This is a genomic window from Streptomyces sp. NPDC054872, from assembly GCF_053610705.1.
Window position 1 is genome coordinate 260101 of sequence record NZ_JBSGYY010000004.1, and the last position, 25111, is coordinate 285211.

The window sequence follows — 25111 nt, forward strand, 5'->3', positions numbered from 1 at the left end:
CCGCTCCGTACGCGGGAGGTGTTCTGGTACAGGAGCGGCAGCTCCCCGCCCCGGCGGCTCAGCCGAGCTGGGGCAGCACTTCGGCCCCCAGCCTGCGGACGTTCTCCTCCGTCGTCGCCAGATCGCCCGAGCCTTCGACGAGCAGCGCGAAGCGGGTGATCCCGGTGCGCTCCGAGGTCGCCGCGATCCGGTCGGCGCACAGCTGCGGGGTTCCCACCGGATGCAGGCCGCAGAGCAGCTCCGTGTACGCGAGCGGGTCTCGTATGGCCCGTGCCCGGCCGTCGACCGTGACGTGCGCGTCGAGCCCTTGCCTGAGCCACCCCGGCATCGCCTTCTGCAGCGTCTCCGCCGCGTCCAGGCGCCGGTCCGCGATCTGCGCGACCCCGGCGGAGACGTGCGCGGCCCTCAGGACCTCCTCCGGCGTGCGCCCCGCGGCGCGCGCGTGCCTCCGCCACAACGCCACCATTTCGGCCTTCTCCTCGTCGCCGACGTGCATGCCGAGCAGCATCGGCAGCCCGCGTTGCGCGGCGAGCCGCACGCTGGCCGGTGAGGTGCAGGCGACGATCACCTCGGGCCCGCCGGGCACCTCTCCGGCATCCTCGCCCGAACCGCTCAGCGCCTCTTGGGGCCGTGGCACCACGGCGACCTCGCGGAACGGGAAGCGGTCCGCGTCGCTCGCGACCCGGGGCTCGGTCAGCCACCGCAGCAGCAGGTCGAGCGACTCCGGGAAGCCCTTCTCGTACGCTTCGAGGCCCGACCCGAAGACCTCCAGGTCCACCCACGGTCCGCCGCGCCCCACTCCCAGCGAGAAGCGCCCGCCGGACGTCAGGTGCAGCAGGGCCGCCTGCTCGCCCAGGGCGACGGGATGAACCGTCGGCAGGACACTCACGGCGGTGCCGATCCGGATGCGCCGCGTACGCCCGAGAAGGAGCGCGGCCAGCGTCACGGCGGACGGACACGTGCCGTACGGCACGAAGTGGTGCTCGGCGAGCCAGACCGAATCGAGCCCTGCCTCCTCGGCCACCTCGGCGGACCGCACCGCACGGTGCAGTGCCTCCCCCTGCCCCTGTCCGGGGAACTGGGCGGCCAGAACAAAACTACCTACACGCATCGCACTCCTGCCTCCTTGGCGCCGACGCAGGCACTCCCCCTACGGGCAACAACGCATGACACGTGCCAAAGGCACGGCTTGGCATGAAGGTTGACGGATTTTCTGCGAAATGCAGGGGGGATCTGTGGGGGTTGGTGCTGGACGACTACCCGGGTCCGCTCCGCGTAGGCTGGACTCACCCTGGCCCCGTACATCCCGTGAGGTGTCCCGTGTCCCCGCGTCGCAACCGCCCGAAAGGCGCCGGAGAAGACAGTCCGCGCATGGACGGGGAAACGACGGGCCGCTACGGCGGCTTCCAGTCCACCGAGAGCTGGCGTGGTGAGCAGTGGAGTCTGCGCCATGTCGCGGGCGCGAGCGCGGCCGGCAAGACCTACCGCTGCCCCGGCTGCGACCAGGAGATCCCCTCCGGGCTCGCGCATGTGGTGGCCTGGCCCGAGCACTCCGGGGTCGACGAGCGCAGGCACTGGCACAAGGCCTGCTGGAACGCGAAGGACCGCCGCACCACGCGGGTGCAGCGGTCCCGGAACGCGCCCAGGTACTGACGGCTGTACGGCAGTACGGCGATGTGGCTGTACGGGGCTACACGTCGCGCTTCTCCAGGAGCGCGAAGGCGCCGACGATCGCGGCCGCCGTCACGCCGACGAGCAGCAGCAGCTGCGAGGTGCCGCCGCTTTCCCCGTCCATCTCGAAGATCTTGGCGAGCGAGTTGATGGCGTTGTAGTCCATCATCTTCTCGCCCAGCGGGCGGGTGCCCTCCGAGATCATCAGGAACACCGGCAGGATCGCGGGGACCAGGACCACGCCGAGCATCGCGGTGATCGCACCCGCGGAGTGGCGCAGCATCGACCCGGCGGCGAGCGCCAGGACGCCCAGGAGCGAGACGTACAGCCCGCCCTTGAGGACCGTGCCCGACCAGTCGACGTCGCCGGCCTCGGGACCGCTGTGCATCCCCGACGTCATCAGGCCCACGAGCAGGATGGAGCCCGCCGAGACGACGAAGGCGATCACGAAGAAGATCAGGATCTTGGCGGCGAGCACGCGGTAGCGCTGGGGGGACGCCGTGAACGTCGTACGGATCATGCCCGTGCCGTACTCGGACGACGTGACCAGGACACCGAGCGTGATCAGACAGATCTGGCCGAGGACGAGACCGAAGAACGCCGGGATGGTGAACGGCACGTCCGCGTAGTCGCGGTCCTGGGTCTGGCCGGCCACCAGCAGGCCGATGCCGACGACCAGGAGGAAGAAGACGCCGAGGGTCCACATCGTCGAGCGGACCGACTTGATCTTCGTCCACTCGGACGCGAGGGCGTTGCCGAGGTGGGTCTTCCTGACCGGGATCGGCGAGGTGTAGGCGTTGTTCATCGCCTGCTGCCACGCCGAGGGCGGCGCGGGGGCGGCCGGCGGGGGAGCCATCGGGGCGCCTTGCGGCACGGGGGCGCCGGCCTGTGCGTAAGCCTGCTGGGGTGCGTGCTGGGGTGCCTGCTGGGGCTGCGCCTGCGGCTGCGGAGTCGGAGGCGTGGTCATCGGGGGTCCTCGCTGTCGCGCTTGGTCATGTCAGGGGCGGGCGCCTGCGGGGCGGCGGCCGCGTACGGGTTCGGGGTGCCCTGCGGCGCGCCGGGGGCTCCCTGAGGCATCCCCTGGGGCGCGCCCTGCGGCATCGCGAAGGGCTGGCCGCCCTGCTGGGGCGGCGGCGGTGCGTACCACCCGGGCTGGCCCTGGCCGGGCACCGGCATCTGCTGCGGCGGCATCGCGCCCGGCGGCAGCTGCTGCTGCAGTCCCGCGCGCTGGTCGACGGTCGAGCGGTAGTCGACGGCGCCCTGCGTCATCCGCATGTACGCCTCTTCCAGCGAGGCCTGGTGCGGGGAGAGCTCCCACACGCGGACGTCCGCGTCGTGCGCGAGGTCGCTGATGCGGGGGAGTGGAAGGCCGGTCACGCGCAGCGCGCCGTCCTGCTCGGGCATGACCTGGCCGCCGGCCTCGCTCAACGCGGCGGACAGCTTCTCGCGCTGCTGCACATCGCCTTCCGGCGTACGCACCCGGGCGAAGTCGGCCGAGTTGTGCGAGATGAAGTCCTTGACGCTCATGTCCGCGAGCAGCTGCCCGCGGCCGATGACGATCAGGTGCTCGGCGGTGAGGGCCATCTCGCTCATGAGGTGCGAGGAGACGAAGACCGTGCGGCCCTCGGCGGCGAGCGACTTCATCAGGTTCCTGACCCAGAGGATGCCCTCGGGGTCGAGGCCGTTGACCGGCTCGTCGAAGAGCAGCACCTGCGGGTCGCCGAGCAGGGCGGCGGCGATGCCGAGGCGCTGGCCCATGCCGAGCGAGAAGCCCTTGGAGCGCTTCTTCGCCACTTCCTGGAGGCCCACGACACCGAGCACCTCGTCGACCCGGCGGGCCGGGATGCCGGAGAGCTGCGCGAGGCACAGGAGGTGGTTACGGGCGTGCCGCCCGCCGTGCACCGCCTTGGCGTCGAGCAGCGCGCCGACCTGGCGGGGGGCGTTGGGGAGCTTGCGGTACGGGTAGCCGCCGATCGTCACCTGGCCCGTGGTGGGTTGGTCGAGCCCGAGGATCATGCGCATGGTCGTCGACTTGCCGGAGCCGTTCGGGCCCAGGAAGCCGGTGACCGTGCCGGGTCGCACCTGAAAGGAAAGGTTGTACACGGCTGTCTTGGCGCCGTAGCGCTTCGTCAGGCCGACTGCCTCGATCATTCTCCGCACCCATCGAATGGTTCAGGACGTCGGGGCACACGCCCCCGTAAGGGTTAGGAGGGTATCCGAGCGTTGACGGTTCCGGCCAAGAGTGAGTAAAGGGCTCGATCCTCACCGAGCCGAAGGCAGGGAGCCCTCCAGCGCGGGCAACTCGTCGTACACGCGCAGCCGGCTCGACTCGTCGACGTACGGCAGGAAGTCGGTCTGCGGCAGCACCCAGCCCTCCTCGCCGAAGACGTGCGTGCCCAGCTCACGCAGCCGGGACGAGGATCCCGCCGCCGCGACCCAGCTCGCCGGGTCGGGACCGAGCAGTTCCCTCAGGCGGGGCGCGTCCTTCAGGAGCGCGGCGAGCAGTTCCGCCTGGTCGCCGCCGCCGGCCCGAGGACGTTCGGTCACCGGGTCGGCGAGGACGCCGTGCGCGCTGAAGTAGATGTACGCGCCGCCGAGGCGCTCACCGGACGGCATGGTCATCTCGAAGTCGTCGCCCGGCAGGATGGCCCTGCGGTAGTCGGGGAACTCCGTGTCGTCGACCGCCTTGAGCTGCGTGGCGTCCAGCCAGGTCACCACCAGCGGTGTCTCCGCGTCCCGGTCCACGTACGGGGTGCCCGCGACATAGCCCGCGGGGCTGATGTGCCCGGAGCAGCCGACCGCGATGCCGCGCACCCGGACCGGCACCATGGGCACGACGGCGGGGATGCCGAGCCGGGTCAGTTTGTACGCGACCTGGCCGGGCGACGCGTTCGACCCCACGGCGATCACCGGGTGGCGGCGGCCGGTGACGGCCTGGCCCCGGTCCAGCAGTGCCTCGTCGAGGCGGCGCCGCACCGGCTCCTGCACGTACCACTCGCCGAGCCGCTCGGCCCGTACGTCGAGCCGGAGCAGCTCGCCGCCGTCGAGCAGCGACGGAGCGGGGGTGGGGCGGCCGGGGTAGGTCAGTGGCTCTCTGGCCGGTACGCCGTCCAGCCCCAGCGACTCCAGGCTTCGGTCCTCGGTCCTCACGATGGCGCCCTTCGGGGATGGTCACGCGGTGCGGGGACAGCCTTCCACGGGAACACGTACCCGCGCCGCCGCTTCACCGCTCATCGACCGACGGGTTAACCCCGGCCGGTTGCGGGAAAGAAGCCAATCCACCGTGGGGGGCCGGATGAAGTCCGGTACGGGGGAGGGGAGTTGGGGTCCTTGGTGAGATGGCCTCGCAGGGGTGGCGCGCACCCGCGGTATCGGACGTCTGCGCGAGGATGGATCGCGGGCCGGTCCGTCCACGCCCTGCTGCTCATGACCCTGACCGTGCTCGCCGGGGTCTCCGCCGTGATCGCCGTGCTGTGGACGGTGGCCGAGGACTCGCCGCGCTCCCTGAGCGAGCGGTTCGGTGATTCTGAACGGTTGTTCGACCTCGTGCTGTCCGCGCTGCGCGCGTGCGTCGGCACGGACAACCTCGATCCCCAGGCCGGGAGCACCGCGCAGCAGCTCATGGCGACCATGGCCTCGGTGATCGGCGCACTCGCGCCCGCCGTGCTCCTCGGCTTCGTACTGATCAAGATGTTCGCGCTGCGGCCGTTCGTCTGGCGACGCCGGGCGTCCATCTCGCATGCGTGGACCGCCGACTTCCCCGGGTACCGGCGCACCCACGCGCAGAGCGAGGACGCGATCATCGCGATCCGGTTCTACAACCGCTTCGACAATCTCTCCGTCGTCGACCTGCACGCCCGCGCCCACCTCCGCTACCTCGAACGCTCGCCGCATGACGGCAGCCTCGTCATCTACAAGAAGTGGCTCCATGTGCTCGACGAGAAGGGCGAACCGGCCGAGGAGCGCTGCTGGCTCGCCGTCGAGCGGGGTGCCCCGTTCACCGTGTGGATCCCGGTCGACGCTCCGGTGCCGCGGCTGCCGTTCACCCACATCCAGGGCAAGGACCTGTCGCAGTCGGCCGGTGTGGAGCTGATGGTGCGGCTGACCGCGCGGACCGTGGGCCTGGGGACGGAGGTCGCGGACGAGCGGTGGTTCAAGGTCGGGCCCGAGGACTTCGAGCTGGGCCGCTTCGTGCCGCTCGAACCGGATCTGCAGCGTGATGTGTGGGAGTGGGACGGCTGGCGCGGCTTCGATGAGCTGCTGCCGCCGGACGAGGGCGCTACGCGTCCCTCTTCTTGAGTAGTGCGTAGCCGCCGAGCAGCGCCACCACCACCCATACCCCCATGATCGCTAGGCCGCCCCACGGTCCGTACGGGGTGTCGTCGTCCAGGGGGGTCTTCACCTGCATGATCTTGCTGCCGGCCTGGTCGGGGAGGAAGCGGCCGATCTTCTTTGTGGCCGAGACGTTGCCCAGGATGCTGGAGATGAGGAAGAAGAACGGCATCAGGATGCCGAGGGACAGCATCGGGCTGCGCAGCATCGTCGCGACGCCCATCGAGAACATCGCGATGAGCGTCATGTAGAGCCCGCCGCCGATCACCGCGCGCAGCACGCCGGGATCGCCGATCAGCGCCTTGTGCTCGCCGAGCATCGCCTGGCCGGCGAAGAACGCGATGAAGCTCGTGACCAGGCCCACCACCAGGCAGAGCAGGGTGGCGACCGCGACCTTGCTGGCCATGAAGGTGGCGCGCTGCGGGACCGCGGAGAGCGAGGTGCGGATCATGCCGGTGCTGTACTCGTTCGACACGACGAGGACGCCGAAGACGATCATCGCGAGCTGGCCGAGGCTCATGCCGGCGAAGCTGGTGAAGGTCGGGTCGAAGACCCGGCGGTCCTGGGCGTTGAGGCTGTCGTAGTCGTTCTTCGCCAGAATGCTGATCAGCAGACCGAGCCCGACCGTGACGACCAGCGCGAGACCCAGCGTCCACACGGTCGACGAGACCGAGCGGATCTTGGTCCACTCCGACTTCAGTACCTGCGTCGCGGCCATCGCTCAGGCCCCCCTCTTCGGCTGCTGCCAGCTCTCGCCCCAGCCGGCTGCCTGCGCCGGGGGCGGCGGGGCGGCGCCGGAGCCCGCGTGGTCGGCGTGCGCGTGATACTCCACGGACTCCGCGGTGAGCTGCATGAACGCCTCTTCGAGCGAGGCCCGCTGAGGGCTCAGTTCATGGAGTACGAGCTGATGGCGGGCGGCGAGTTCACCCAGGTCCTCCGCCGAGGTGCCGTCGACCTCGACGGCGCCGTTGCCCGCCTCGACCGCGGTGACGCCCTCCTGGTGCAGCACGTCGAGGAGACGCTCGCGCTGCGGGGAGCGCAGCCGGACGTAACTGCGTGAGTTCTGCTGGATGAAGTCCGCCATGGAGGTGTCGGCGAGGAGTCGCCCCTGGCCGATGACGACGAGATGGTCGGCGGTCAGCGCCATCTCACTCATCAGGTGCGAGGACACGAAGACCGTGCGGCCCTGCGAGGCCAGGGACTTCATCAGGTTCCGGATCCAGTGGATGCCCTCGGGGTCGAGCCCGTTGACCGGCTCGTCGAACATCAGGATCTCGGGGTCGCCGAGCAACGCGCCCGCGATGCCGAGCCGCTGCCCCATGCCGAGCGAGAAGCCCTTGGCCTTCTTCCTGGCGACCTGCGTCAGGCCCACGGTGTCCAGGACCTCATGGACGCGGGCGCGCGGGATGCCGTTGCTCTGGGCGAGGCACAGGAGATGGTTGAAGGCGCTGCGCCCGCCGTGCATGGCCTTGGCGTCGAGCAGGGCGCCGATGTACTTGAGCGGGTCCTTCAGCTGGGCGTACCGCTTGCCGTCGATCCGCGCGGCGCCCGCCGTGGGGTTGTCGAGCCCGAGCATCATCCGCATCGTCGTGGACTTGCCGGCGCCGTTGGGCCCGAGGAAGCCGGTGACGATGCCCGGATGCACGGTGAAGGTGAGGTTGTTGACGGCCAGCTTCTCGCCGTACCGCTTGGTCAGCCCCTCGAGCTCGATCATGCGGCCACGCTAAAACGGGACAGAGCCCCCTGCCACCGGAGCGGCAGAGGGCTCTGAGAGCGTCCGACAGCCCTATCGGGTCTGCTGGGCAGGCACCCCACGAGAGACCGGCTCGTCCTCGGCGGGCGAACCGGCGGCGGCCACCGCCGCACCCGTGAGCGTGGCCAGCATCTCGCGCACGTTGGTGAGCTGCGCGTTGATGGAGTCCCGACGGTTCGTCAGGGCGGCGAGCTCCCGCTCGGACTCCGAGCGAATCCGGTCCGCCTTGGCGTTCGCGTCGGCGACGATGTCCTCCGCCTGACGCTGAGCGGTCTCCACCGTCTGGCGAGCGCGACGCTCGGCGTCCGTGCGGAGCTTCTCGGCCTCCAGGCGGAGCTGCTCGGCGCGGTGCTCGATCTCCGCGAGGCGCTTCTCGGCCTTGGCCTGACGCGAGGCCAGGTCACGCTCCGACTGCTCGCGGCGCTTGGCGAGGTTCGTCTCGAAGTCGGCCGCGGCCTGGGCGGCCTTGGCGCGGGTCTCCTCGAAGAGGGCGTCCGCCTCCTCGCGCTTCTGCTGCGCGTCCTTCTGCGCCTCGCTGCGCAGCGCGCCCGCCTCGCCCTTGGCCTTCTCGACGATACGGACGCCCTCGTCCTCCGCCTTGGCCTTGCGCTCGGCCGCGAACGACTCGGCGTCGTTGCGCACCTGCTGGGCCGCCGACTCGGCGAGCTCGCGGTGCTGCTCGGCTGCGCGACGAGCCTCCTCGCGCAGGTCCTTCGCCTCCTCCTCGGCGAGGCGGAGGATCTTCTCGACACGCGCGCCGAGGCCCGCGTACGACGGTTCGGCGTCGGCTACCTGCGCCTGCGCGTTCTGCGTCTCGAGGTGCAGCTCCTCAATGCGCTTTTCCAGAGCAGTGATACGAGCAAGAGCGCTGTCACGGTCGGAGACGAGCTTGGAGATACGTTCGTCCACCTGAGCGCGGTCGTACCCACGCCGCACAAGCTCGAAGCCGTAGGGGGAAGTGTCGCTCATGGGGTTCCTGTCGAATGAGACCGGTGAGGTGATAGAGGGAATCCTAGGGGTCCAAGCGGCGTGTCATCGAGCAGATGCCCGTTTGATCTGGAGAATGACACCCCTTTTGAGTGGCTAACCGCCGGAGCACTTGCCAGCGACAGTGCCGAAGGTCCTTACAAAGCACGTGAGATGTTCTTTGGCTAGCCCTCAGACGGCTTGCCACCCGATCGAGTTGAGCCCGCCGCCGCACCGGCCTTGACTCCACCGTCCTTCGGGCCGGGAATCGGTGGGGCCTCAAAAGACTCCAACGCCTCCAGCACGTCCTGGACACGGGAAATCTCGGCGTTGATGTCCTCGCGGCGCCGGACGAGAACCTCCAGCTCGCGTTTGCCCTCGTCAACCGTACGCTCGGCCTCGGCCTGCGCCTCCGCCTTGACTCGCTCGGCCTCGCGCACCAGTTCGGCGACCTTCGTCTCGGCCTCCTTGAGCAGCGCCTCGGCCCGCTTCACGGCCGAGATACGGACCTTGCCGGCCTCGGAACTCGCGTCCGACACCAGCTCCTTGGCCTTGGCCTCGGCCTCGGCGAGCTGCTCCTCCGCGGCCTTCACCAGCGCGTCGCAGCGCTCGCCGGCGGTCTTCATCGCCTCCGCGGACTCGCGGCGCGCACGCTCGTGCAGCTCCTCGATCTCCGCGGTGAGGCGGTCGCGCTGCTCCTCGGAACGCTCCCTTATGGCCGTCGCGTCCCTACGGGCGCCGACGAGCAGTTCGTCCGCGTCCGTACGGGCCTTCTCCACCAGGGAGTTGCCCTCGACCCTCGCCTCGGAGACAAGCCGGTCGGCCTCCGTGCGGGCGGCGCCGACCATCGTGTCGGCCTGCGCCTCCGCGTCCGTGGTGGCCTTGAGCGCCTTCTCCTGGGCGTCGCTCGTCAGCTTCTCGGCCTCGGCCGCGGCCTCCGTGATGAGCGTGTCGACCTGTTCGGCCGCCTCGGAACGGCGCTTGTTCGCCGCCTGGCGCGCCTCGTCCAGGGTGCGTTCGGACTCCTCCCGCGCCTGCGAGGTGAGCCGCTCGGCCTCGGCCGCCGCCTCCGCCTTGACGCGCTCGGCCTCGGACCGGATGCGCTCGGCGTGCTGCTGGGCGGAGCCGACCGTCTCGGCCGCGTCCGCGCGCAGCCGCTCGGCGTCGCCCGTGGCGTCCGAGATGAGCTTCTCGGCCTTGGCCACCGACTCCGCGCGCACCCGCTCGGCCTCCGTGGCCGTCTCGGCGCGCACCCGCTCGGCCTCGGCGATGGTCTCGGCCTGGAGCCGCTCGGCCTCCGCGACCGTCTCGTTCTGCAGCCGCTCCGCCTCGCTGCGCGCCTCACCGATCAGCTGGTCGGCCTGGCTCGCGGCGTCGCTGCGGATGCGGTTGGCGTCCTCACGGGCGTCGGCACGGGTGCGGGACGCGTCCTGCTCGGCCGACGCGATCGCGTCCGAGGCTTCCGTACGCGAACGCTGGGCGTACTCCGAAGCGTCCGAACGCAGCCGCTCGGCCTCCGCGATCGCCTCCGAAACGGTGCGCTCGGCCAGGGACTTGGCGGCCTCGGCCTCCTCGCTCGCCTCACGACGGGCGCGGGTGGCGTCCTCGGCGGCGCGCTCCCGCTCGGCGTACGCGTCGGCGCGGACCCGGTCCGCCTCTTCCTGCGCCTCGGTCCTCGTACGCTCCGCCGCGTGCTCGGCGGCGCTGCGCAGACCCGTGATCTCTTCCTGCGCCGCCTCCTGGAGGCCGGCCACGGAATCCCGTACGGACTGGGCGGTCTGCTCGGCGCTGGAGACCATCTCGGTCGCCCTGCGGTCGGCTTCCTCGACGAGACGGACGGCCTCGGCCTGTGCCTCGTCGACGCGGTTGCGGGCGGAGGCGAGGAGCTCCTCGCTCTGCTCGCGGGCCCGCTCGCGCTCCTGGTCGGCCTCTCCGCGCGCGGAGCTGAGGGTCTCCTCGGCCTCCCGGCGGCGCCTCGCGGCCTCCTCCTGGGCCGCGGACAGCGCCTCGGCGGCCTCCGCGCCCACGCGCTCGGCGGCGGCTGCGGCCTCCGAGCGGAGCCGGTCGGCCGACTCCTGGGCCTCGGTCTTGAGGCGCTCGGCCTCGGCGGCGGCGTCCGAGCGCAGCCGCACCGCCACGTTCTCGCCCTCGGCGCGCGCCTGCGACGCGTCGGCGGCGGCCTCGGTGCGCAGTCGCTCGGCCTCGGTCTCGGCCTGCGACTGAAGGGTGCGGATCCGCTCGGCGGACTCCGAACGGAGGCGGTCCGTCTCGTCCGCGGCTTCCTTGCGGATGCGCTCGGCCTCGGCGCGGGCGTCGGTGAGGGCCTGCTCGGCGGAGGCAAGCCGCTCCTGGGCCTCCGTGTGCAGGCGCGCCAGCTCGTCGGCGGCCTCGGCCTGACGTGCCGCTATCGCCCGCTCGGTCTCCTCGCGCAGGGCCCGCGCGGCGTCCTCGGCCTCGGACTTCGTGACCTCGGCCTGCTCGGCAGCCTCCTCGCGGTGCCGCTCGGCCTCCGCGCGGGTGCGCTCCAGGGTCTCCTCGGCCTGCTTGCGCAAGCTCGTGGCGCGCTCGATGGCCTCGGTGCGGACCCGCTCGCTCTCGGTCGTCGCGGCCGACTTCAGCTCGTCCGCGTCGGCCTTCGCCTTGGCGAGCAGTTCCTCGGCGGACTTGGCCGCCTCCTCGATCTGCTGGACGGCCTCGCGCCGGGCCTCGCCCCGGATCCGCTCGCCCTCGGTGACCGCGTCGGCCCGCAGCTGCTCGGCCTCGCCGCGCAGTCTGCGCGCCTCCTCCTGCAGCTCGACGGTCTTGGCGCGGTACTCCTTGGTGTCGTCCTTCGCCGTGCCCTTGAGCCCCTCGGCGATGTCGTGCGCCTCGGCGCGCAGCCGGTCCGCCTCGGCCTCGGCCTCGCTGCGGATCCGCTCGGCCTCCTCGGTGGCGGCCTTCGTCGTGTCCTTGGCGTCCTTGGACGCCTTCTCCAGCACTTCCTCCGCCGTACGGGCCGCCTTGGCGAGCTGGCCCGCGGTCTCCTCGGCGGTGATCGTGCGCGCCTTCTCGGCGGCGTCCTTGATCAGCTTCTCGGCCTCGGCGCGCGCGTCGGCGACGAGCTGCTCGGCCTCGGACTTCGTGGCCTCGGCTTCCTTGGTGGCCTCGCCGACAAGACGCGCGACCTGCTCCTTGGCCGTACGCGTGCGCTGTTCGTTGGCCCCCTCGGCGGCCGAGAGCTGCTTGGACGCCAGTTCCTTGGCCTCGGCGAGGACCTTGTCGGCCTCGGCGCGCGCCTCGCGCAGCGCCGTCTCGGCCTCCGCCATGCGCTGCTCGGCGGCCCGGCTCGCCTCGGTGGCCTGCCGGCGTGCCTGCTCGGACTCGGTGGCCGTGGACGAACGCAGCTGCTCCGCGTGGTCGGTGGCCTCCTGCGCCTGCGTGGACGCCGCGTTCAGGAGGCGCTCGGCGTCCGAGCGGGCCCGGCGCAGGATCGCCTCGGCCTCGGCACGGGCCGACTCGGCGTCGCTCGACATGCGCTGGCGGGCCTCTTCGGCCACACGCTCGGCCTCGGCGCGGGCGGCGGCCAGGGCCTGGTCGGCCTCGGCGCGCGACTCGTCGAGCAGGCGGCGCGCCTGCTGTTCGGTGCGGGCCCGCAGCTGCTCGGCCCACGCCACGTTCTCGTTGACGTGCGACTCGACGGTCTGGCGGCGCTCGGACAGCTCCTGGTCGAGCTGCTGACGGCGTGACACCGCCTCGGAGTGCAGCTCGGACTGGAGCCTGGCCTGCTGCTCGGCGTGCTCCTGGAGGATGCGCTGGGTCTGCGCACGGGCGTCGCGCAGCTCCCGCTCGGCGTCCTGGCGCAGCTGGTCGGCCTGGATCTGGGCATTACGGAGCAACTGCTCGGCCTGGTAGCCGATGTCCGCGCCGTCATAGGCAGGGCGGGACGCGAGGTTGCGGCGCGCCTCGTGCAGCTTGGCGCGCAACACCTCGACCTGGTAGCCGAGGTCTTCGGCGTGCTGAACAGCCTTCTCTCGCTCGGTCTTCAGCCGGTCCATCTCGGCCTCGAACCGCGAAAGATGGTCCGTCTCAGCCCGCGAGCTCTCTTGGCGTTCGTAGCCCCGCACTGCGCGGTCCCATCCGTCCCCTGGTCGCAAGTCTCTTCTTACGAGCCCTGTCCATCCGCCGAACGGGGCCCACGGGGAATGGTGTCAGATCAACAGCAGAGCATGGGCTGCTGCCCTGACGCTCGTCCCCCGAAACCCGGACCCCGGCAAGCGGCCGCCCAGCGTACGGACGACCGGCCGCCCGAAACTTCGGACGGCCGCCCCCAACCCTACCGGCCCAAGTATGCGGAGGTCAGTGCTCCGGTGACTCCTGAGCTGCCGAGGTGACGAGTTCGGTCAGGACGCCGTGGCAGTCCTTGGGGTGCAGGAAGGTGATGCGGGAGCCCATGGACCCGATCCGGGGCTCCTCGTAGAGGACGCGTACGCCCTTGTCCTTGATGGCCGCGGCGTCACCGTCCACGTCCGCGGTGCCGAAGGCGATGTGGTGCACGCCCTCACCATTCTTGGCCAGCCATTTGCCCACCGCGGAGTCGTCGCGGGTGGGTTCGAGGAGTTGCAGGTACGAGGCGCCGCCGTCACTCGTCTCATTGATCTTGAGCATGGCCTCGCGTACGCCCTGCTCTTCGTTGACCTCGGTGTGGAACACCGTGAAGCCATATGTCTCCCGGTAGAACTCGACGGTCTTGTCGAGGTCGAAACAGGCGATCCCGATGTGATCGATTCGCGTCAGCATGTTTTAAGTGCAGCCCTTCCGGCGGTGATTACGCAACGTGCGCGCGATCACACCGAACGCCCGATGACGCGCGGCGTACCGCTCAGTACATTCAAGTAAACCCTCATTAACTCCTCCTCCCAAGGGGCCGTGGCACATGTCTGGAACGACCGGTACCACCTCAGTGATCGTCGCGGGCGCGCGCACGCCCATGGGCCGCCTGCTCGGCTCCCTCAAGTCCTTCTCCGGTGCGGACCTGGGCGGTTTCGCGATCAAGGCCGCGCTCGACCGGGCCGGGATCGGCGGCGACCAGGTCCAGTACGTGATCATGGGGCAGGTGCTCACGGCCGGGGCAGGGCAGATCCCGGCGCGTCAGGCCGCCGTCAAGGCGGGCATCCCCATGAACGTCCCGGCACTCACCGTCAACAAGGTGTGCCTCTCCGGGCTCGACGCGATCGCGCTCGCCGACCAGCTGATCCGCGCGGGCGAGTTCGACGTCGTCGTCGCCGGCGGCCAGGAGTCGATGACGAACGCGCCGCACCTCCTCCCGAAGTCCCGCGAGGGCTACAAGTACGGCGCCATCGAAATGCTCGACTCCATGGCGTACGACGGCCTGACCGACTCCTTCGAGAACATCGCCATGGGCGAGTCCACGGAGAAGCACAACACCCGCCTGGGCATCGCACGGCCCGAGCAGGACGAGATCGCCGCCGCCTCCCACCAGCGCGCGGCCGCCGCCCAGAAGAACGGCACCTTCGAGGCCGAGATCACCCCGGTGGAGATCCCGCAGCGCAAGGGCGACCCGGTCCTGTTCTCCAAGGACGAGGGCATCCGCGCCGAGACCACCGCCGAGTCGCTCGGCAAGCTGCGCCCGGCCTTCAGCAAGGACGGCACGATCACGGCGGGCACGTCCTCGCAGATCTCCGACGGCGCCGCCGCGGTCGTGGTGATGTCGAAGGCCAAGGCCGAGGAGCTCGGGCTCGACTGGATCGCGGAGATCGGCGCCCACGGCAACGTGGCGGGCCCCGACAACTCGCTCCAGTCGCAGCCGTCGAACGCCATCCAGCACGCCCTGAAGAAGGAGGGCCTGGACGTCGCCGACCTCGACCTGATCGAGATCAACGAGGCGTTCGCCGCGGTCGCCGTGCAGTCAATGAAGGACCTCGGGGTGTCCTCGGAAAAGGTGAACGTCAACGGCGGCGCCATTGCCCTGGGTCACCCGATCGGGATGTCCGGCGCACGTGTCGTCCTGCACCTGGCCCTCGAGCTGAAGCGGCGGGGCGGCGGCGTGGGTGCCGCGGCACTCTGCGGTGGCGGCGGGCAGGGCGACGCGCTGATCGTGAAGGTGGCGAAGGCCTGACGCGTTTCGCGCGTGCAAGCCTTCCCTGTCTCGCAAACGTCTTGGAACGGAGCTGTCTGACATGCAGGACGTCCCCTCCCTGGTGGCGCAGGCCCGCGAGGGCAGGCCACGGGCCGTGGCCCGGCTGATCTCACTGGTGGAGGGGGCGTCCGAGCAGCTCCGCGAGGTCATGGCGGCGCTGGCTCCGCTGGCGGGCCACGCGTACGTGGTGGGCCTCACCGGATCTCCCGGTGTCGGCAAGTCGACTTCTACGTCGGCGCTGGTGTCGGCGTACCGGCGTGCGGGCAAGCGGGTCGGCGTCCTTGCCGTCGACCCCTCGTCGCCCTTCTCCGGGGGCGCGCTGCTGGGCGACCGGGTCCGGATGTCGGAGCACGCGTCCGACCCCGGGGTCTACATCCGCTCGATGGCCACCCGCGGCCACCTGGGCGGCCTCGCGTGGTCGGCGCCGCAGGCGATCCGTGTCCTCGACGCGGCGGGCTGCGACGTGATCCTGGTGGAGACGGTCGGCGTCGGCCAGTCCGAGGTGGAGATCGCCTCGCAGGCGGACACCTCGGTGGTGCTGCTGGCCCCCGGGATGGGGGACGGGATCCAGGCGGCGAAGGCCGGAATCCTGGAGATCGGTGACGTGTACGTCGTCAACAAGGCGGACCGGGACGGCGCGGACGCGACCGCGCGCGAGCTGAACCACATGCTGGGGCTCGGGGAGTCCCGCGGCGCGGGGGACTGGCGCCCGCCCATCGTGAAAACGGTGGCCGCGCGGGGCGAGGGGATCGACGAGGTCGTCGAGGCCCTGGAGAAGCACCGGGCGTGGATGGAGGAGCGGGGCGTCCTCGGGGAGCGCAGGGCCGCGCGGGCCGCGCGGGAAATCGAGACGATCGCGGTCACGGCTTTGCGGGAGCGCATTGCTGACCTGCACGGGGACGCGCGGCTTTCGGCGCTGGCGGAACGGATTGTGGCGGGGGAGCTGGATCCGTACTCGGCGGCGGACGAACTGATCGAGAGCTTGACTTCGGGGTGAGGTGATCTCTCCGGGTCTTTTTTCGGGGGCCTCGCTGCTCCGGGGCTTGGCTGACCCGGCGGTCGAGTGCTTCGCTGCTGCGGGGGCTTGGCTGGCCCGGCGGTCGATCTGGCCGCCGCTTCGCGGCGAATCTTTCCCGCCCACCCACCCGATCACCCCGGGGTAATGGGTGGGTGGGCGGGAAAAACCCGTCGCGAAGCGGCGGTTCAGGCTGTGACGAGCCGCGAAGCGACGGCTCAGGACGCACGCACGACGCGAAGCGACGGCTCAGGGCACACGCACGACGCGAGCCGGCCCCCGCAGGGAAATCCTGCGGGGGCCTGCTCTCCCGGGGGGACGGGGACCAATCAGTCGTCGGAGCCGTCAGAGTCGTCGTCCGAGTCGTCGTCGTCCGAGCCCTGGTCGGAGTCATCGTGGCTGTCCGACTTGTCAGCCGTGACCTTGCCGGACTGCAGGTCGACCTTCCAGTCGGAGTCCGCCCCCTTGCCGGAAGCCGTCTCCGCCTCCCAGGCCTTGGCCGTGCCGTCGTCGTCCAGGTCCACGGAGGTCACCGCGCCCTTGGCGGCGGCGGCCTTCGCCGCGTCCTCGGCGTTGACGGAGGCACCGTTCAGGGCGGCGGCAACCCGCTTCGCGTCGCCGTCGTCGTCCTTCTCGGTGTGCGAGCCGAGCACCTTGCCGGTGCCGGGGTCGATCTGGACGCTGTGCCACGTGCTGCCCTTGCCGAGCACGTCGACGTCCCAGACCAGGCCGCCGTCCTCGTCGTCCAGCTCGGCGGAGACCGCCGTACCGGACTTGTCGGCCAGCGCCGCCTTGATCGCGTCGGCAGCCGTCACCTTGGCGGCCTTCACCTCGGCGGTGTTCTCCTTGGCGTCGTCCCGGTCGTCGTTCCGATCGTCCTGGTCGTTGTCCCGGTCGTCGTCACGGTCATTGTCCCGGTCGTGGTCCTTCAGCTGAACGCTGGACTTCTTGGCGGCTGCCGACGACTCGTCGTCGCCGGTGGTGGCGAGCGCTGTCGCGGTGCCGCCCCCGACGAGGGCCATGGCTGCGACGGTGGCGATGACGATGTTGCGCTTCATAAGGGGGTTCCTCCCGAGTCGTTGGCTGTGCGGCCGGTGGGCCGCTGCCGTTCGCTTTCGACAAGGACCAATCTGGCTGAACGACCCTGAAGCCAGGCTGAAGCCACCTGAAGAACTCTTCAGCTTGGCTCTGCCACCCTGAACGCATGCGCCTGTTGATCGTGGAAGACGAAAAGCGCCTCGCGCTGTCCCTGGCCAAGGGACTGACGGCCGAGGGCTATGCCGTGGACGTCGTGCACGACGGCGTCGACGGACTGCACCGGGCGAGCGAGGGCACGTACGACCTGGTCATCCTCGACATCATGCTGCCCGGCATGAACGGCTACCGCGTCTGCTCGACCCTGCGTGCCGCGGGACACGACGTACCGATCCTGATGCTCACCGCGAAGGACGGGGAGTACGACGAGGCCGAGGGGCTCGACACGGGCGCCGACGACTACCTCACCAAGCCGTTCTCGTACGTCGTGCTCGTCGCCCGGGTGAAGGCGCTCCTGCGCCGCCGCGGCAACGCGGGCCCGTCCCCCGTCCACACCCTCGGCGACCTCAAGGTGGACACCGCGGCGCGCCGCGTCTTCCGCGGTGACGGTGACGGTGACGACGGTGACCGTGAAGTGACGCTCACCGCCAAGGAGTTCGCGGTCCTGGAGCAGCTCGTCCTGCGCGTGGGCGAGGTGGTCTCCAAGGGCGACATCCTGGAGCACGTCTGGGACTTCGCCTACGAAGGGGACCCCAACATCGTCGAGGTCTACATCAGCGCGCTGCGGCGCAAGCTCGGCGCGCCGCTGATCAAGACGGTGCGCGGCGCCGGATACCGCCTGGAGACCCCCCGATGAAGCGCTTCCTCAGTTCCGTACGGGCCCGCGCCACCCTCGGCGCCACGCTCGTCGTCGCCGTCGCGCTGGTCGCCGCGGGCGCCGCCGTCCTGCTCTCGCTGCGCGCGAACCTGACCGACCAGGCGAGCGGCCAGGCCGAGTCCGCCGCCCGCGGGGTGGCTTCGCAGCTCGCCGCGAACACGGCGTACGGCGATCTGGACCTGGACGACGAGGATCACCCCGTCCAGGTCGTCGACGGCGACGGACGGCTCGTCGCCGCCACCGAGGACCTGCAGCGGATCAGCGGCACGGGCGTGGACGCCGTCAAGCCCCAGAAGGGCTCCACCACGCCCCCCAAGAGCGACGACGATGACGACGACGCGAGCGAGGCCGACGCGCTCGACCTCGGGGAGGTCTCCGACGACCCGGCCGGCGTCACCGCGGGCTCCGCCACCATCGACGGCGAGACGCAGGACTACCGCTTCGCCGCGGTCGAGGTGAACGTGGAGAACAAGGGCGACCTCACCGTCTACGCGGGCGCCTCGCTCGCCGCCCAGCGGAGCGCGGTGTCCACGGCACTGACGTCCATGCTCATCGGCTTCCCGCTGCTCCTGGCCGTCATCGCCCTGGTGACCTGGCTGGTGACGCGCCGCGCCCTGCGCCCGGTGGACGCGATCACCTCCGAGATGGCGGCGATCACCGCGTCGGAGGACCTCGCGCGCCGCGTGCCCGAGCCGGACACGCACGACGAGATCGCCCGCCTGGCCACGACCACGAACGAGACGCTGGCCGCCCTGCAGAGCTCGGTGGAACGTCAGCGCCGCTTCGTGGCCGACGCCTCGCACGAACTGCGCAGCCCGATCGCCTCCTTGCGTACGCAGCTCGAAGTGGGCGCGGCCCACCCGGAGTTGCTCGACGTGGACGGTGCGGTCGAGGACACCGTACGACTTCAGGAACTGGCCGCCGACCTGCTCCTCCTGGCCCGCCTCGACGCGGGCGAGAAGCCGGGCGGCGGGCAGGTGGACCTGGCGGCCCTCGCCCGCGAGGAGCTCTCGCAGCGCACGCGGGACCGTGTCGACGTCCGCATGGATCTGAGGAACGTCGACGTCACCGGCTCCCGGAGCCAGTTGGCGCGCGTGCTCGGCAACCTGGTGAACAACGCGCAGCGCCACGCGCGCTCGCACGTCACGGTCGCCACCCGCGCCGACGGCGCATGGGCGGTCCTTGAGGTCTCCGACGACGGAGACGGTGTGCCGGACGGCGAACGCGACCGGATCTTCGAGCGCTTCGTCCGCCTCGACGACGCCCGCACCAGGGATGACGGTGGGGCGGGTCTGGGCCTCGCCATCGCGCGCGACGTCGCCGCGCGGCACGGCGGGACCCTCACGGTCAAGGAGGCTCCCGGTGGGGGAGCGCTCTTCGAGCTCAGGGTCCCCGCCGCCACCCGGTGAGGGTCAGGGCTTGCCCCGCTGGGCGCGGAGGTGTTCCGCGATCGGGGTCAGGGCCTTGTGGAGTTCGCCGAGCGCCTCGGGTGAGATCAGGTCGACGAAGTGCTTGCGGACCGAGTCCACGTGGTGCGGGGCGACTCGCTGCATGGTCTCCATGCCCTCGTCCGTGAGGACGGTGTAGAGCCCGCGCCGGTCGGACTCACAGTTCTCCCGGCGGACCAGGCCCGCGTTCTCCATGCGGGTGATCTGATGGGACAGGCGGCTCTTGGACTGCAGTGTGGCGGCCGCGAGATCGCTCATACGCATCCGCTTCTCTTCGGATTCGGAGAGGTGCACGAGGATGTCGTAGTCGTTCATGGTCAGGTTGAACGGCTGGAGGTCCTTCTCGAGCTGATAGGTCAGCATCCTGTTGACCTCTACGTGGGTGCGCCAGGCGCACTGTTCCTCGTTGGTCAGCCACTGCGGGGCCGTATCGGTCTCCATGGAATCGATTCTACCTAAGAAGTTGAAAGGTGAACGAATGTCGGTGTGTGACACGCGCCTCTGACCCCCAGTTGTCAGAGGGGCACAGGCGTTCGCCCGTCACACTCCGCAGACTACCGCTCACAGGCCGAAGCGACGCTGGAGGTCCCCCAGTTGTCCGGGAAGGCGCGGTTGTCCCGGCTGTTGGCCGTGCTGACCATGCGAGCCCTGCTGCCCCGGCACGCCCTGCCCGCCCGGAACGCCCGCCTGGTGCGGCACCGCGCCCGTCGCGTGCTCGGCCATGAGGGCCTCCGAGGACTGCAGGAGCACCGCGCCCGCACCCACGAACTCGAACTGATGCTCCTCGCCGGAGGTTCCGCCGATCCCGGTCAGTGCCCGCATGCCCCCGATGACCCCGGTGAGATATCCGTGGTCGTAGTGATGGCAGGGCGAAGGGCAGTCCGCCCAGCCCACGAGGGCCTGCGGATCCACCCGGATCGGCGGCTCCATGAAGACCACCGGGCCGTTCGACGCGGCCACGAACTTTCCGGTTCCGATCAGGGTCAGAAAACCCGGAACGATGGATTGCTTCAGCGCGAGAGTTGGCTGAAAAGCGAGGAGGTTGCCCGAGCGAATGGTCAGGTTGCCGTCTTCGAGGTCGTACGAATTCACGTCGAAGGCCCGGTCGGCGAGGAGCATCTTGCCCTGGCCCTCGGCCACCACCCAGTCGCTCGCGTGCAGGGGCGAATGAAAACTCGTGCGCACCAGACGGTCCAGGCGGCCGTGCCCGATGCCGTTGAACTCGATCGATCCGTAGTACGCGATCATCTTGCCCTTCTGCAGGAACCACTGGCTCCCCTTGAGCTCCACGCAGAAGGTGTACGCGTTCACACTGTCGTCGCTCGGCAGCGTCATCGGGTCGAGGGGCGCGGGCGCTCCCGCGGGCATCGAGGGGTTCCCAGCGGGGTTCACAGCTTCTCCTCCGACGCCTGGACGTACACCACACCGCTTCCGGACAGCTCCAGCTGGAACGCCTCGCCCGAGCCCCGACCCACCATGTCGCGCCAGCCGAGCGCCGTGGAGAGCTTGTTGCGTACGTCCCCGTGGTGGGCCACATACGCCTGGGGGTCGACATGGACCGGGCGCTGCGGGGTGATCGGGACCTCGATGACACCGCCGTGCGCCATGACGGCGACCGCGCCCTGGCCCTTGAGGGTCGTCGTGAAGAGGCCCTGACCGGTGACCTGACCGCGGACCATGCCCATGACGCCGCCCTGCGAGCCCATGAACATCGTGCCCTGCTGGAGCGTCCCGTCGAAGGCGAGCAGCCGGTCCGCCTCCACATAGAGGGTGTCCCCGGAGAGGGTGATCACCTGGATGTGGTGGCCGCCGTGCCCGAAGAGGACCGTGCCGCTGCCTTCCACGGTCATCAGGGGGGTGGCTTCGTTCGCGACGCGGCGGCCGATCATCGAGGCCAGGCCGCCCTGACCGCCCTGGACGTTGGGCGTGAACGCCACATCTCCCTTGTAGGCGAGCATGGCGCCGCGCTGGCTGAACAGGCGCTGGCCCGGCAGGACGGTCGCCTCGACCATCTTCGAGTTGATCTCTCGGAAGGGCATGTCAGACGTCCCCCGCGATCGTCGTCCGCTCGCTGGGCTGGACATAGACGAGCCCCTCGCCCTCGAAGCGGATCTGGAAGGCCTCGCCGCCGCCCTCGCCCAGCAACGTACGGAAAGTGACGCCCGACTGGAGGTTCTGGCGGAGGTCCCCTTGATGCGCGACATACGCCCCCGGGTCCACCGTCAGCGGAAACTGCCGGCTCACGCGCAGCACCACCGCGGGCCCGTCGGACATGATCGCCGCCTGGCCCGAGCCCTCGACGGTGGTGGTGAACAGGCCATTGCCCTGGGAGGCGCCGCGGACGCCGGTGAACTGCGTGCCGGTGCGCAGCCCTCCGTCCGTGCACAGGAGATTGCCGGCCTCGACGAAGAGCTTCTCGCCGCGCAACTGCACGAGGTTGATCTCCGTGGCGCGGTCGGCGAACCAGCACGTGCCGTGCCCCTTCACCTCCATCACCGTCATCTGCTCGCCGGTGACGCGCCGGGTCACCATGCCGCGTATCCCCTCGCCGCCCCCGGTCATCTTCTTGAAGGCCATCTGGCCGTCGTACGCGACCATCGAGCCGTTCTTCGCCTTGACGGTGTCGCCGGTCATGTCCACGGCGAGCACCCTGCTGCCTTGCAGTCGGAACGTTGCCACGTATCGACGGTAGCCGTCGGATATGGGGTCGGAACAGGGCAACGGCCCCTGAGGGAACCCGGAGAACACCCCGATGTCACAATGGGGGTCGCTTGTGCGCGCATTCACAAGATCAATGCCGCCGAGCGGCCCCGCCCCTCGCTCCCGCCTCACACCGAAGGTGATCCGTGGACATCAAGACCGCTTCCGCACTCCGCCGCCTCCGTCTGGTCTCGGCCCCCGAGGCCGTCTCCTTCCTGCTCCTGATCATCTGCTCGGTGCTCAAGCGGACCACGGATTTCAACGCCGTGCCGGTGATGGGCATGGTCCACGGCGTGCTCTTCATCCTCTACGTGCTGTTCTGGCTCGACGCCTGGAACCGCACGAAGTGGGACGTGAAGACCGCCGCCCTCTACTTCGTCCTCTCCGTCCTGCCGGCCGGTGGTTTCTACGCAGAGCGCAAGCTCAAGCGTGAGGCCGAGGCCGCCGTGATCGCGTCGCGCGCCCGCCGCGAAGGCGTCGTGAGCGCATGATCCTCGCCTTCTCCGTGACCCCCCTGGGCGTCGGCGAGGACGTGGGCGAGTACGTCGCCGACGCGGTCCGCGTCGTCCGTGAGTCCGGTCTGCCCAACCGGACCGACGCGATGTTCACCTCGGTCGAAGGTGAGTGGGACGAGGTGATGGACGTCGTCAAGCGTGCCGTCGCGGCGGTCGAGGCGCGGGCGCCGCGCGTCTCCGTCGTCATGAAGGCGGACATCCGCCCCGGGGTGACGGACGGGATGACGTCGAAGGTCGAGACGGTGGAGCGGCACCTCTCCGCGTAGCCGCCGCCCGCACTGCGAAGAAGCCCCCGCCGGTATCCGGCGGGGGCTTCTTGCTGCTCACGGGCTTGAGCGATCGCTCAAAAATCTCTACGATTCTCTTGAGCAGTCGCTCAAAACTGCACTGACCTGGGGGTATGCCGTGAGTTTGTACGTCGAAGCACGCATAGACGCCGACCTCGACGAGCTCTGGGCACGCACCCAGGAGCCGTCCCAGCACCAGCGCTGGGACCTCCGCTTCACCGAGATCGACTACCTGCCGCAGGCTCCGGGCGAGCCGCGGCACTTCCGGTACGGCACGCGCGTACTGCCCTTCCTGACCGTCGCGGGCACCGGGATCTCCGCGGGCGAGAAGCGCCGCGCGGACGGCACCAGGACGTCCGCGCTGCGCTTCGCCTCGCCGCACCCGCTGTCGCTCCTGCGGGAGGGATCGGGCTACTGGCGTTACGTCCCCGTCCCCGGCGGCGGCATCCGCTTCCTCACCGGCTACGACTACCGCCCGCGCTGGGGCCGCTTCGGCGCGCTCGCCGACCGTGCCGTCTTCCGCCCGCTCATGGGCTGGGCCACGGCCTGGTCCTTCGACCGGCTCCGGCTCTGGCTGGAGCGCGGGATCACCCCCGAGCGTCAACTGCTGCACGCACTGGCCGAGGTGGGTGTGCGCGTCGGGTGCGTGGCCGCGGCCGCCCTCTCCGCGCCGATGATGGCACCCGCGGTCCTGGCCCTCGCCTTCGTCCTGCCGCCCCTGCCGACGACGCCGGCGGCGCGCCGCTGCCTGCGCAATCCACCGCCACGCACGCGTGCGCCGCGTGTTCTCGCGACCCTCCAGGAGAAGTGATGCGCACCTCGATCTTCCGTACGGTGCTCGGCGCCGACTTCGACCGTCTGCACCCCCAGCTGCAGCGCCGCTTCTCCGTGGGTCTTGCGAGCGGCGAGGCGTGCACCGGGCGGGGTGTCATGGACCGCATCTGGCACGGCAGAGGCTTCGTGAAGCCGTTCCTGGCCCTCGGGGGCACGCGCAACATCCTCGTTCCCCGGGCGGGCCGTCACGTGCCCTTCACCATCGAGAACGTGCCGTACGTCGACACCTTTGGCCGTGAGACGGTGAGCTTCGTGCGCACCTTCGATCTGCCAGGACGCTCCCGCCGCTTCGACGCCCAGATGGTCCTGGGCCCCAAGGGCGACCGGATCCTTGACTACCTGGGCACTCACCAGCACCTCGCGAGCGACCTCCATCTCCGGGCCGAGCCGGACGGCTCCCTGCTGATCCGGTCCGGGGCACACCGCTTCCGGGAGGGGCCGGTGGACGTCGGCGTCCCCGGGCTGATCGGCGGTGACGCGGAGGTGCGGGAGTCCTACGACGACTCCACCGGCCGCTTCCGTATCCGGGTCAGGGTGGTGAACCGGTACTTCGGGCCGCTCTTCGGGTACGAGGGTTCCTTCGCGGCTCAGTACGCGGATGTCCGCGGCTGCGGTGTGCGGCCGGGATTGCGGCCGCTCCGCGAGGAGGCGAGGGCGTGAGCGCCGAGACGAAGGAGAAGCTCCTCGAAGGGGCGCTGCGCACGCTGACGGAGCAGGGCATCGCGAAGACGTCAGCGCGGACGATCGCGGCTGCCGCAGGGGTCAACCAGGCGCTGGTCTTCTACCACTTCGGGTCCGTCGACGAGCTCTTGGCGGCGGCCTGCCGGCACGGCTCGGAGCAGCGGGTCTCGCGTTACCGGGAGCGTCTTGACGCGGTCTCCTCGCTGGGCGAACTCCTCGAATTCGGCCGTGAGATGCACGAGGAGGAGAGAGCCGCCGGGCATGTCGCGGTCCTCGGCCAGCTCCTGGCCGGGGCCCAGACGCAGCCTCGCCTCGCCCCCGCCACGGCGGCGGGTCTCGCACTCTGGATCGAGGAGATCGAGAAGGTCCTGATCCGGGTCCTGTCGGCGACGCCGCTCGGGGAGTTCGCGGATCCCGTGGGCCTCGCACGTGCGGTGGCGGCGTCCTTCGTGGGGCTGGAGCTGTACGAGGGGGTGGACGCGGAGGGGGCGGAGAGGGCGCTGGACGCCCTGGAGCAGTTGTCCGTCCTGGTGACGGCTGTCGAGGAGTTGGGGCCGATCGCCCAGCGGGCCATGCGGGCTCGCCTACGGCGGGTTACGCGGTCCTGAGTCCCCTGCGGCGGGCGGGTTCCGTAAGGGCCTCTCCCGCCCACCTGCCCGAATTACCCCGCATCCGCCTCTGACCGAACAAGCCTTCCCGCCCACCCATCCGATTGCCCCGCGGTGTCAGGGGCTGGGTGGATGGGCGGGCGCGGTGCTGGGGCCTGGGGTGCGCCGGCCCGGCAGCCCGGGGCCTCTCTCGCTGGTGGCGTTGGTTCTGAGGGGGATTGGGGCTCGGACGGAGCAACGCCGTCAGATCCAT

At 70.5% G+C, this 25111-nt stretch carries 25 protein-coding genes; 11 read left to right on the forward strand and 14 right to left on the reverse strand.

Annotated elements, in window-relative coordinates:
- Nucleotides 1-58: 58 nt before the first annotated feature.
- Nucleotides 59-1111 (reverse strand): LLM class flavin-dependent oxidoreductase, encoded by a 1053-nt coding sequence (locus ACWGIH_RS07060; RefSeq protein WP_453449914.1) that lies wholly within the window; start codon nt 1109-1111, stop codon nt 59-61.
- Between the two features lie 209 nt (nt 1112-1320).
- Between ACWGIH_RS07060 and ACWGIH_RS07065 the strand changes: the two genes are divergently transcribed.
- The gene (locus tag ACWGIH_RS07065; RefSeq protein WP_453449915.1) at nt 1321-1653 is read left to right on the forward strand and encodes an ATP/GTP-binding protein; all 333 of its coding nucleotides are present in this window, start codon (nt 1321-1323) and stop codon (nt 1651-1653) included.
- A gap of 37 nt (nt 1654-1690) precedes the next feature.
- On the opposite strand, the gene ACWGIH_RS07070 is transcribed toward ACWGIH_RS07065, so the two are convergent.
- The 3 genes from ACWGIH_RS07070 to ACWGIH_RS07080 form a co-directional block, all read right to left on the reverse strand.
- The gene (locus ACWGIH_RS07070) at nt 1691-2527 is read right to left on the reverse strand and encodes an ABC transporter permease (RefSeq protein ID WP_453449972.1); all 837 of its coding nucleotides are present in this window, start codon (nt 2525-2527) and stop codon (nt 1691-1693) included.
- A 107-nt stretch (nt 2528-2634) separates the two neighbouring features.
- On the reverse strand, nt 2635-3822 hold the full coding sequence (locus ACWGIH_RS07075; protein ID WP_453449916.1) for an ABC transporter ATP-binding protein: 1188 nt from the start codon (nt 3820-3822) through the stop codon (nt 2635-2637).
- 111 nt (nt 3823-3933) lie between these two features.
- Nucleotides 3934-4821, reverse strand: a complete 888-nt coding sequence (locus ACWGIH_RS07080) for a hypothetical protein (protein ID WP_453449917.1) — start codon at nt 4819-4821, stop codon at nt 3934-3936.
- Between the two features lie 276 nt (nt 4822-5097).
- Here ACWGIH_RS07080 and ACWGIH_RS07085 point away from each other — a divergent pair, with 276 nt between their 5' ends.
- The gene (locus tag ACWGIH_RS07085) at nt 5098-5970 is read left to right on the forward strand and encodes a hypothetical protein (protein WP_453449918.1); all 873 of its coding nucleotides are present in this window, start codon (nt 5098-5100) and stop codon (nt 5968-5970) included.
- Here ACWGIH_RS07085 and ACWGIH_RS07090 read toward each other — a convergent pair.
- The 5 genes from ACWGIH_RS07090 to mce all read right to left on the reverse strand — a co-directional run bounded on the left by ACWGIH_RS07090 (nt 5951) and on the right by mce (nt 13498).
- Nucleotides 5951-6721, reverse strand: a complete 771-nt coding sequence (locus ACWGIH_RS07090; RefSeq protein ID WP_453449919.1) for an ABC transporter permease — start codon at nt 6719-6721, stop codon at nt 5951-5953. The two genes, ACWGIH_RS07085 and ACWGIH_RS07090, sit on opposite strands and share 20 nt — an antisense overlap.
- A 3-nt stretch (nt 6722-6724) precedes the next feature.
- Nucleotides 6725-7717 carry an ABC transporter ATP-binding protein gene (locus tag ACWGIH_RS07095; protein ID WP_453449920.1) on the reverse strand — a complete coding sequence of 331 codons (993 nt, stop codon included), beginning with the start codon at nt 7715-7717 and terminating at the stop codon, nt 6725-6727.
- Nucleotides 7718-7789: 72 nt separating this feature from the next.
- On the reverse strand, nt 7790-8725 hold the full coding sequence (locus ACWGIH_RS07100; RefSeq protein ID WP_190081912.1) for a coiled-coil domain-containing protein: 936 nt from the start codon (nt 8723-8725) through the stop codon (nt 7790-7792).
- Nucleotides 8726-8907: 182 nt separating this feature from the next.
- Complete coding sequence (scy, locus tag ACWGIH_RS07105) at nt 8908-12825, reverse strand: polarized growth protein Scy (RefSeq protein WP_453449921.1); 3918 nt, start codon at nt 12823-12825, stop codon at nt 8908-8910.
- A 232-nt stretch (nt 12826-13057) separates the two neighbouring features.
- Nucleotides 13058-13498: a methylmalonyl-CoA epimerase gene (gene mce, locus ACWGIH_RS07110; protein WP_135330222.1), complete on the reverse strand. Its 441-nt coding sequence runs from the start codon at nt 13496-13498 to the stop codon at nt 13058-13060.
- Between the two features lie 136 nt (nt 13499-13634).
- Here mce and ACWGIH_RS07115 point away from each other — a divergent pair, with 136 nt between their 5' ends.
- Both ACWGIH_RS07115 and meaB read left to right on the forward strand, forming a co-directional pair.
- Nucleotides 13635-14837, forward strand: coding sequence for an acetyl-CoA C-acetyltransferase (locus ACWGIH_RS07115; protein WP_453449922.1), 1203 nt, complete (start codon nt 13635-13637; stop codon nt 14835-14837).
- Nucleotides 14838-14898: 61 nt separating this feature from the next.
- The gene (gene meaB, locus ACWGIH_RS07120; protein ID WP_453449923.1) at nt 14899-15855 is read left to right on the forward strand and encodes a methylmalonyl Co-A mutase-associated GTPase MeaB; all 957 of its coding nucleotides are present in this window, start codon (nt 14899-14901) and stop codon (nt 15853-15855) included.
- A gap of 347 nt (nt 15856-16202) precedes the next feature.
- Here meaB and ACWGIH_RS07125 read toward each other — a convergent pair whose 3' ends face one another.
- Nucleotides 16203-16931 (reverse strand): PepSY domain-containing protein, encoded by a 729-nt coding sequence (locus ACWGIH_RS07125; RefSeq protein WP_453449924.1) that lies wholly within the window; start codon nt 16929-16931, stop codon nt 16203-16205.
- Between the two features lie 146 nt (nt 16932-17077).
- Here ACWGIH_RS07125 and ACWGIH_RS07130 point away from each other — a divergent pair, with 146 nt between their 5' ends.
- Nucleotides 17078-17764, forward strand: coding sequence for a response regulator transcription factor (locus tag ACWGIH_RS07130; RefSeq protein ID WP_453449925.1), 687 nt, complete (start codon nt 17078-17080; stop codon nt 17762-17764).
- Nucleotides 17761-19194 (forward strand): ATP-binding protein, encoded by a 1434-nt coding sequence (locus ACWGIH_RS07135; RefSeq protein WP_453449926.1) that lies wholly within the window; start codon nt 17761-17763, stop codon nt 19192-19194. Before ACWGIH_RS07130 ends, ACWGIH_RS07135 begins: the two co-directional genes overlap by 4 nt.
- 3 nt (nt 19195-19197) lie before the next feature.
- Here the strand turns inward: ACWGIH_RS07135 and ACWGIH_RS07140 are convergent, their stop codons facing one another.
- The 4 genes from ACWGIH_RS07140 to ACWGIH_RS07155 form a co-directional block, all read right to left on the reverse strand.
- Entirely contained in the window at nt 19198-19674 is a 477-nt protein-coding gene (locus tag ACWGIH_RS07140) for a MarR family winged helix-turn-helix transcriptional regulator (RefSeq protein WP_363209318.1), read from the reverse strand.
- 120 nt (nt 19675-19794) lie between these two features.
- Nucleotides 19795-20601: an AIM24 family protein gene (locus tag ACWGIH_RS07145; RefSeq protein WP_453449973.1), complete on the reverse strand. Its 807-nt coding sequence runs from the start codon at nt 20599-20601 to the stop codon at nt 19795-19797.
- Between the two features lie 20 nt (nt 20602-20621).
- Entirely contained in the window at nt 20622-21272 is a 651-nt protein-coding gene (locus ACWGIH_RS07150) for an AIM24 family protein (RefSeq protein WP_453449927.1), read from the reverse strand.
- Nucleotide 21273: 1 nt separating this feature from the next.
- On the reverse strand, nt 21274-21912 hold the full coding sequence (locus ACWGIH_RS07155; protein WP_453449928.1) for an AIM24 family protein: 639 nt from the start codon (nt 21910-21912) through the stop codon (nt 21274-21276).
- A 167-nt stretch (nt 21913-22079) separates the two neighbouring features.
- Here ACWGIH_RS07155 and ACWGIH_RS07160 point away from each other — a divergent pair, with 167 nt between their 5' ends.
- The 5 genes from ACWGIH_RS07160 (at nt 22080) to ACWGIH_RS07180 (ending at nt 24858) form a co-directional block, all read left to right on the forward strand.
- On the forward strand, nt 22080-22424 hold the full coding sequence (locus tag ACWGIH_RS07160; protein ID WP_453449929.1) for a DUF3817 domain-containing protein: 345 nt from the start codon (nt 22080-22082) through the stop codon (nt 22422-22424).
- A complete protein-coding gene (locus tag ACWGIH_RS07165) occupies nt 22421-22714 on the forward strand; it encodes an MTH1187 family thiamine-binding protein (RefSeq protein ID WP_453449930.1) in 294 nt (97 codons plus the stop codon). Before ACWGIH_RS07160 ends, ACWGIH_RS07165 begins: the two co-directional genes overlap by 4 nt.
- Before the next feature lie 139 nt (nt 22715-22853).
- The gene (locus ACWGIH_RS07170) at nt 22854-23546 is read left to right on the forward strand and encodes a hypothetical protein (RefSeq protein WP_453449931.1); all 693 of its coding nucleotides are present in this window, start codon (nt 22854-22856) and stop codon (nt 23544-23546) included.
- Nucleotides 23546-24229: a DUF4166 domain-containing protein gene (locus ACWGIH_RS07175; protein ID WP_453449932.1), complete on the forward strand. Its 684-nt coding sequence runs from the start codon at nt 23546-23548 to the stop codon at nt 24227-24229. The genes ACWGIH_RS07170 and ACWGIH_RS07175 overlap by 1 nt, the downstream gene beginning before the upstream one ends.
- Nucleotides 24226-24858 (forward strand): TetR/AcrR family transcriptional regulator, encoded by a 633-nt coding sequence (locus ACWGIH_RS07180; RefSeq protein ID WP_453449933.1) that lies wholly within the window; start codon nt 24226-24228, stop codon nt 24856-24858. Before ACWGIH_RS07175 ends, ACWGIH_RS07180 begins: the two co-directional genes overlap by 4 nt.
- Nucleotides 24859-25111: the final 253 nt, after the last annotated feature.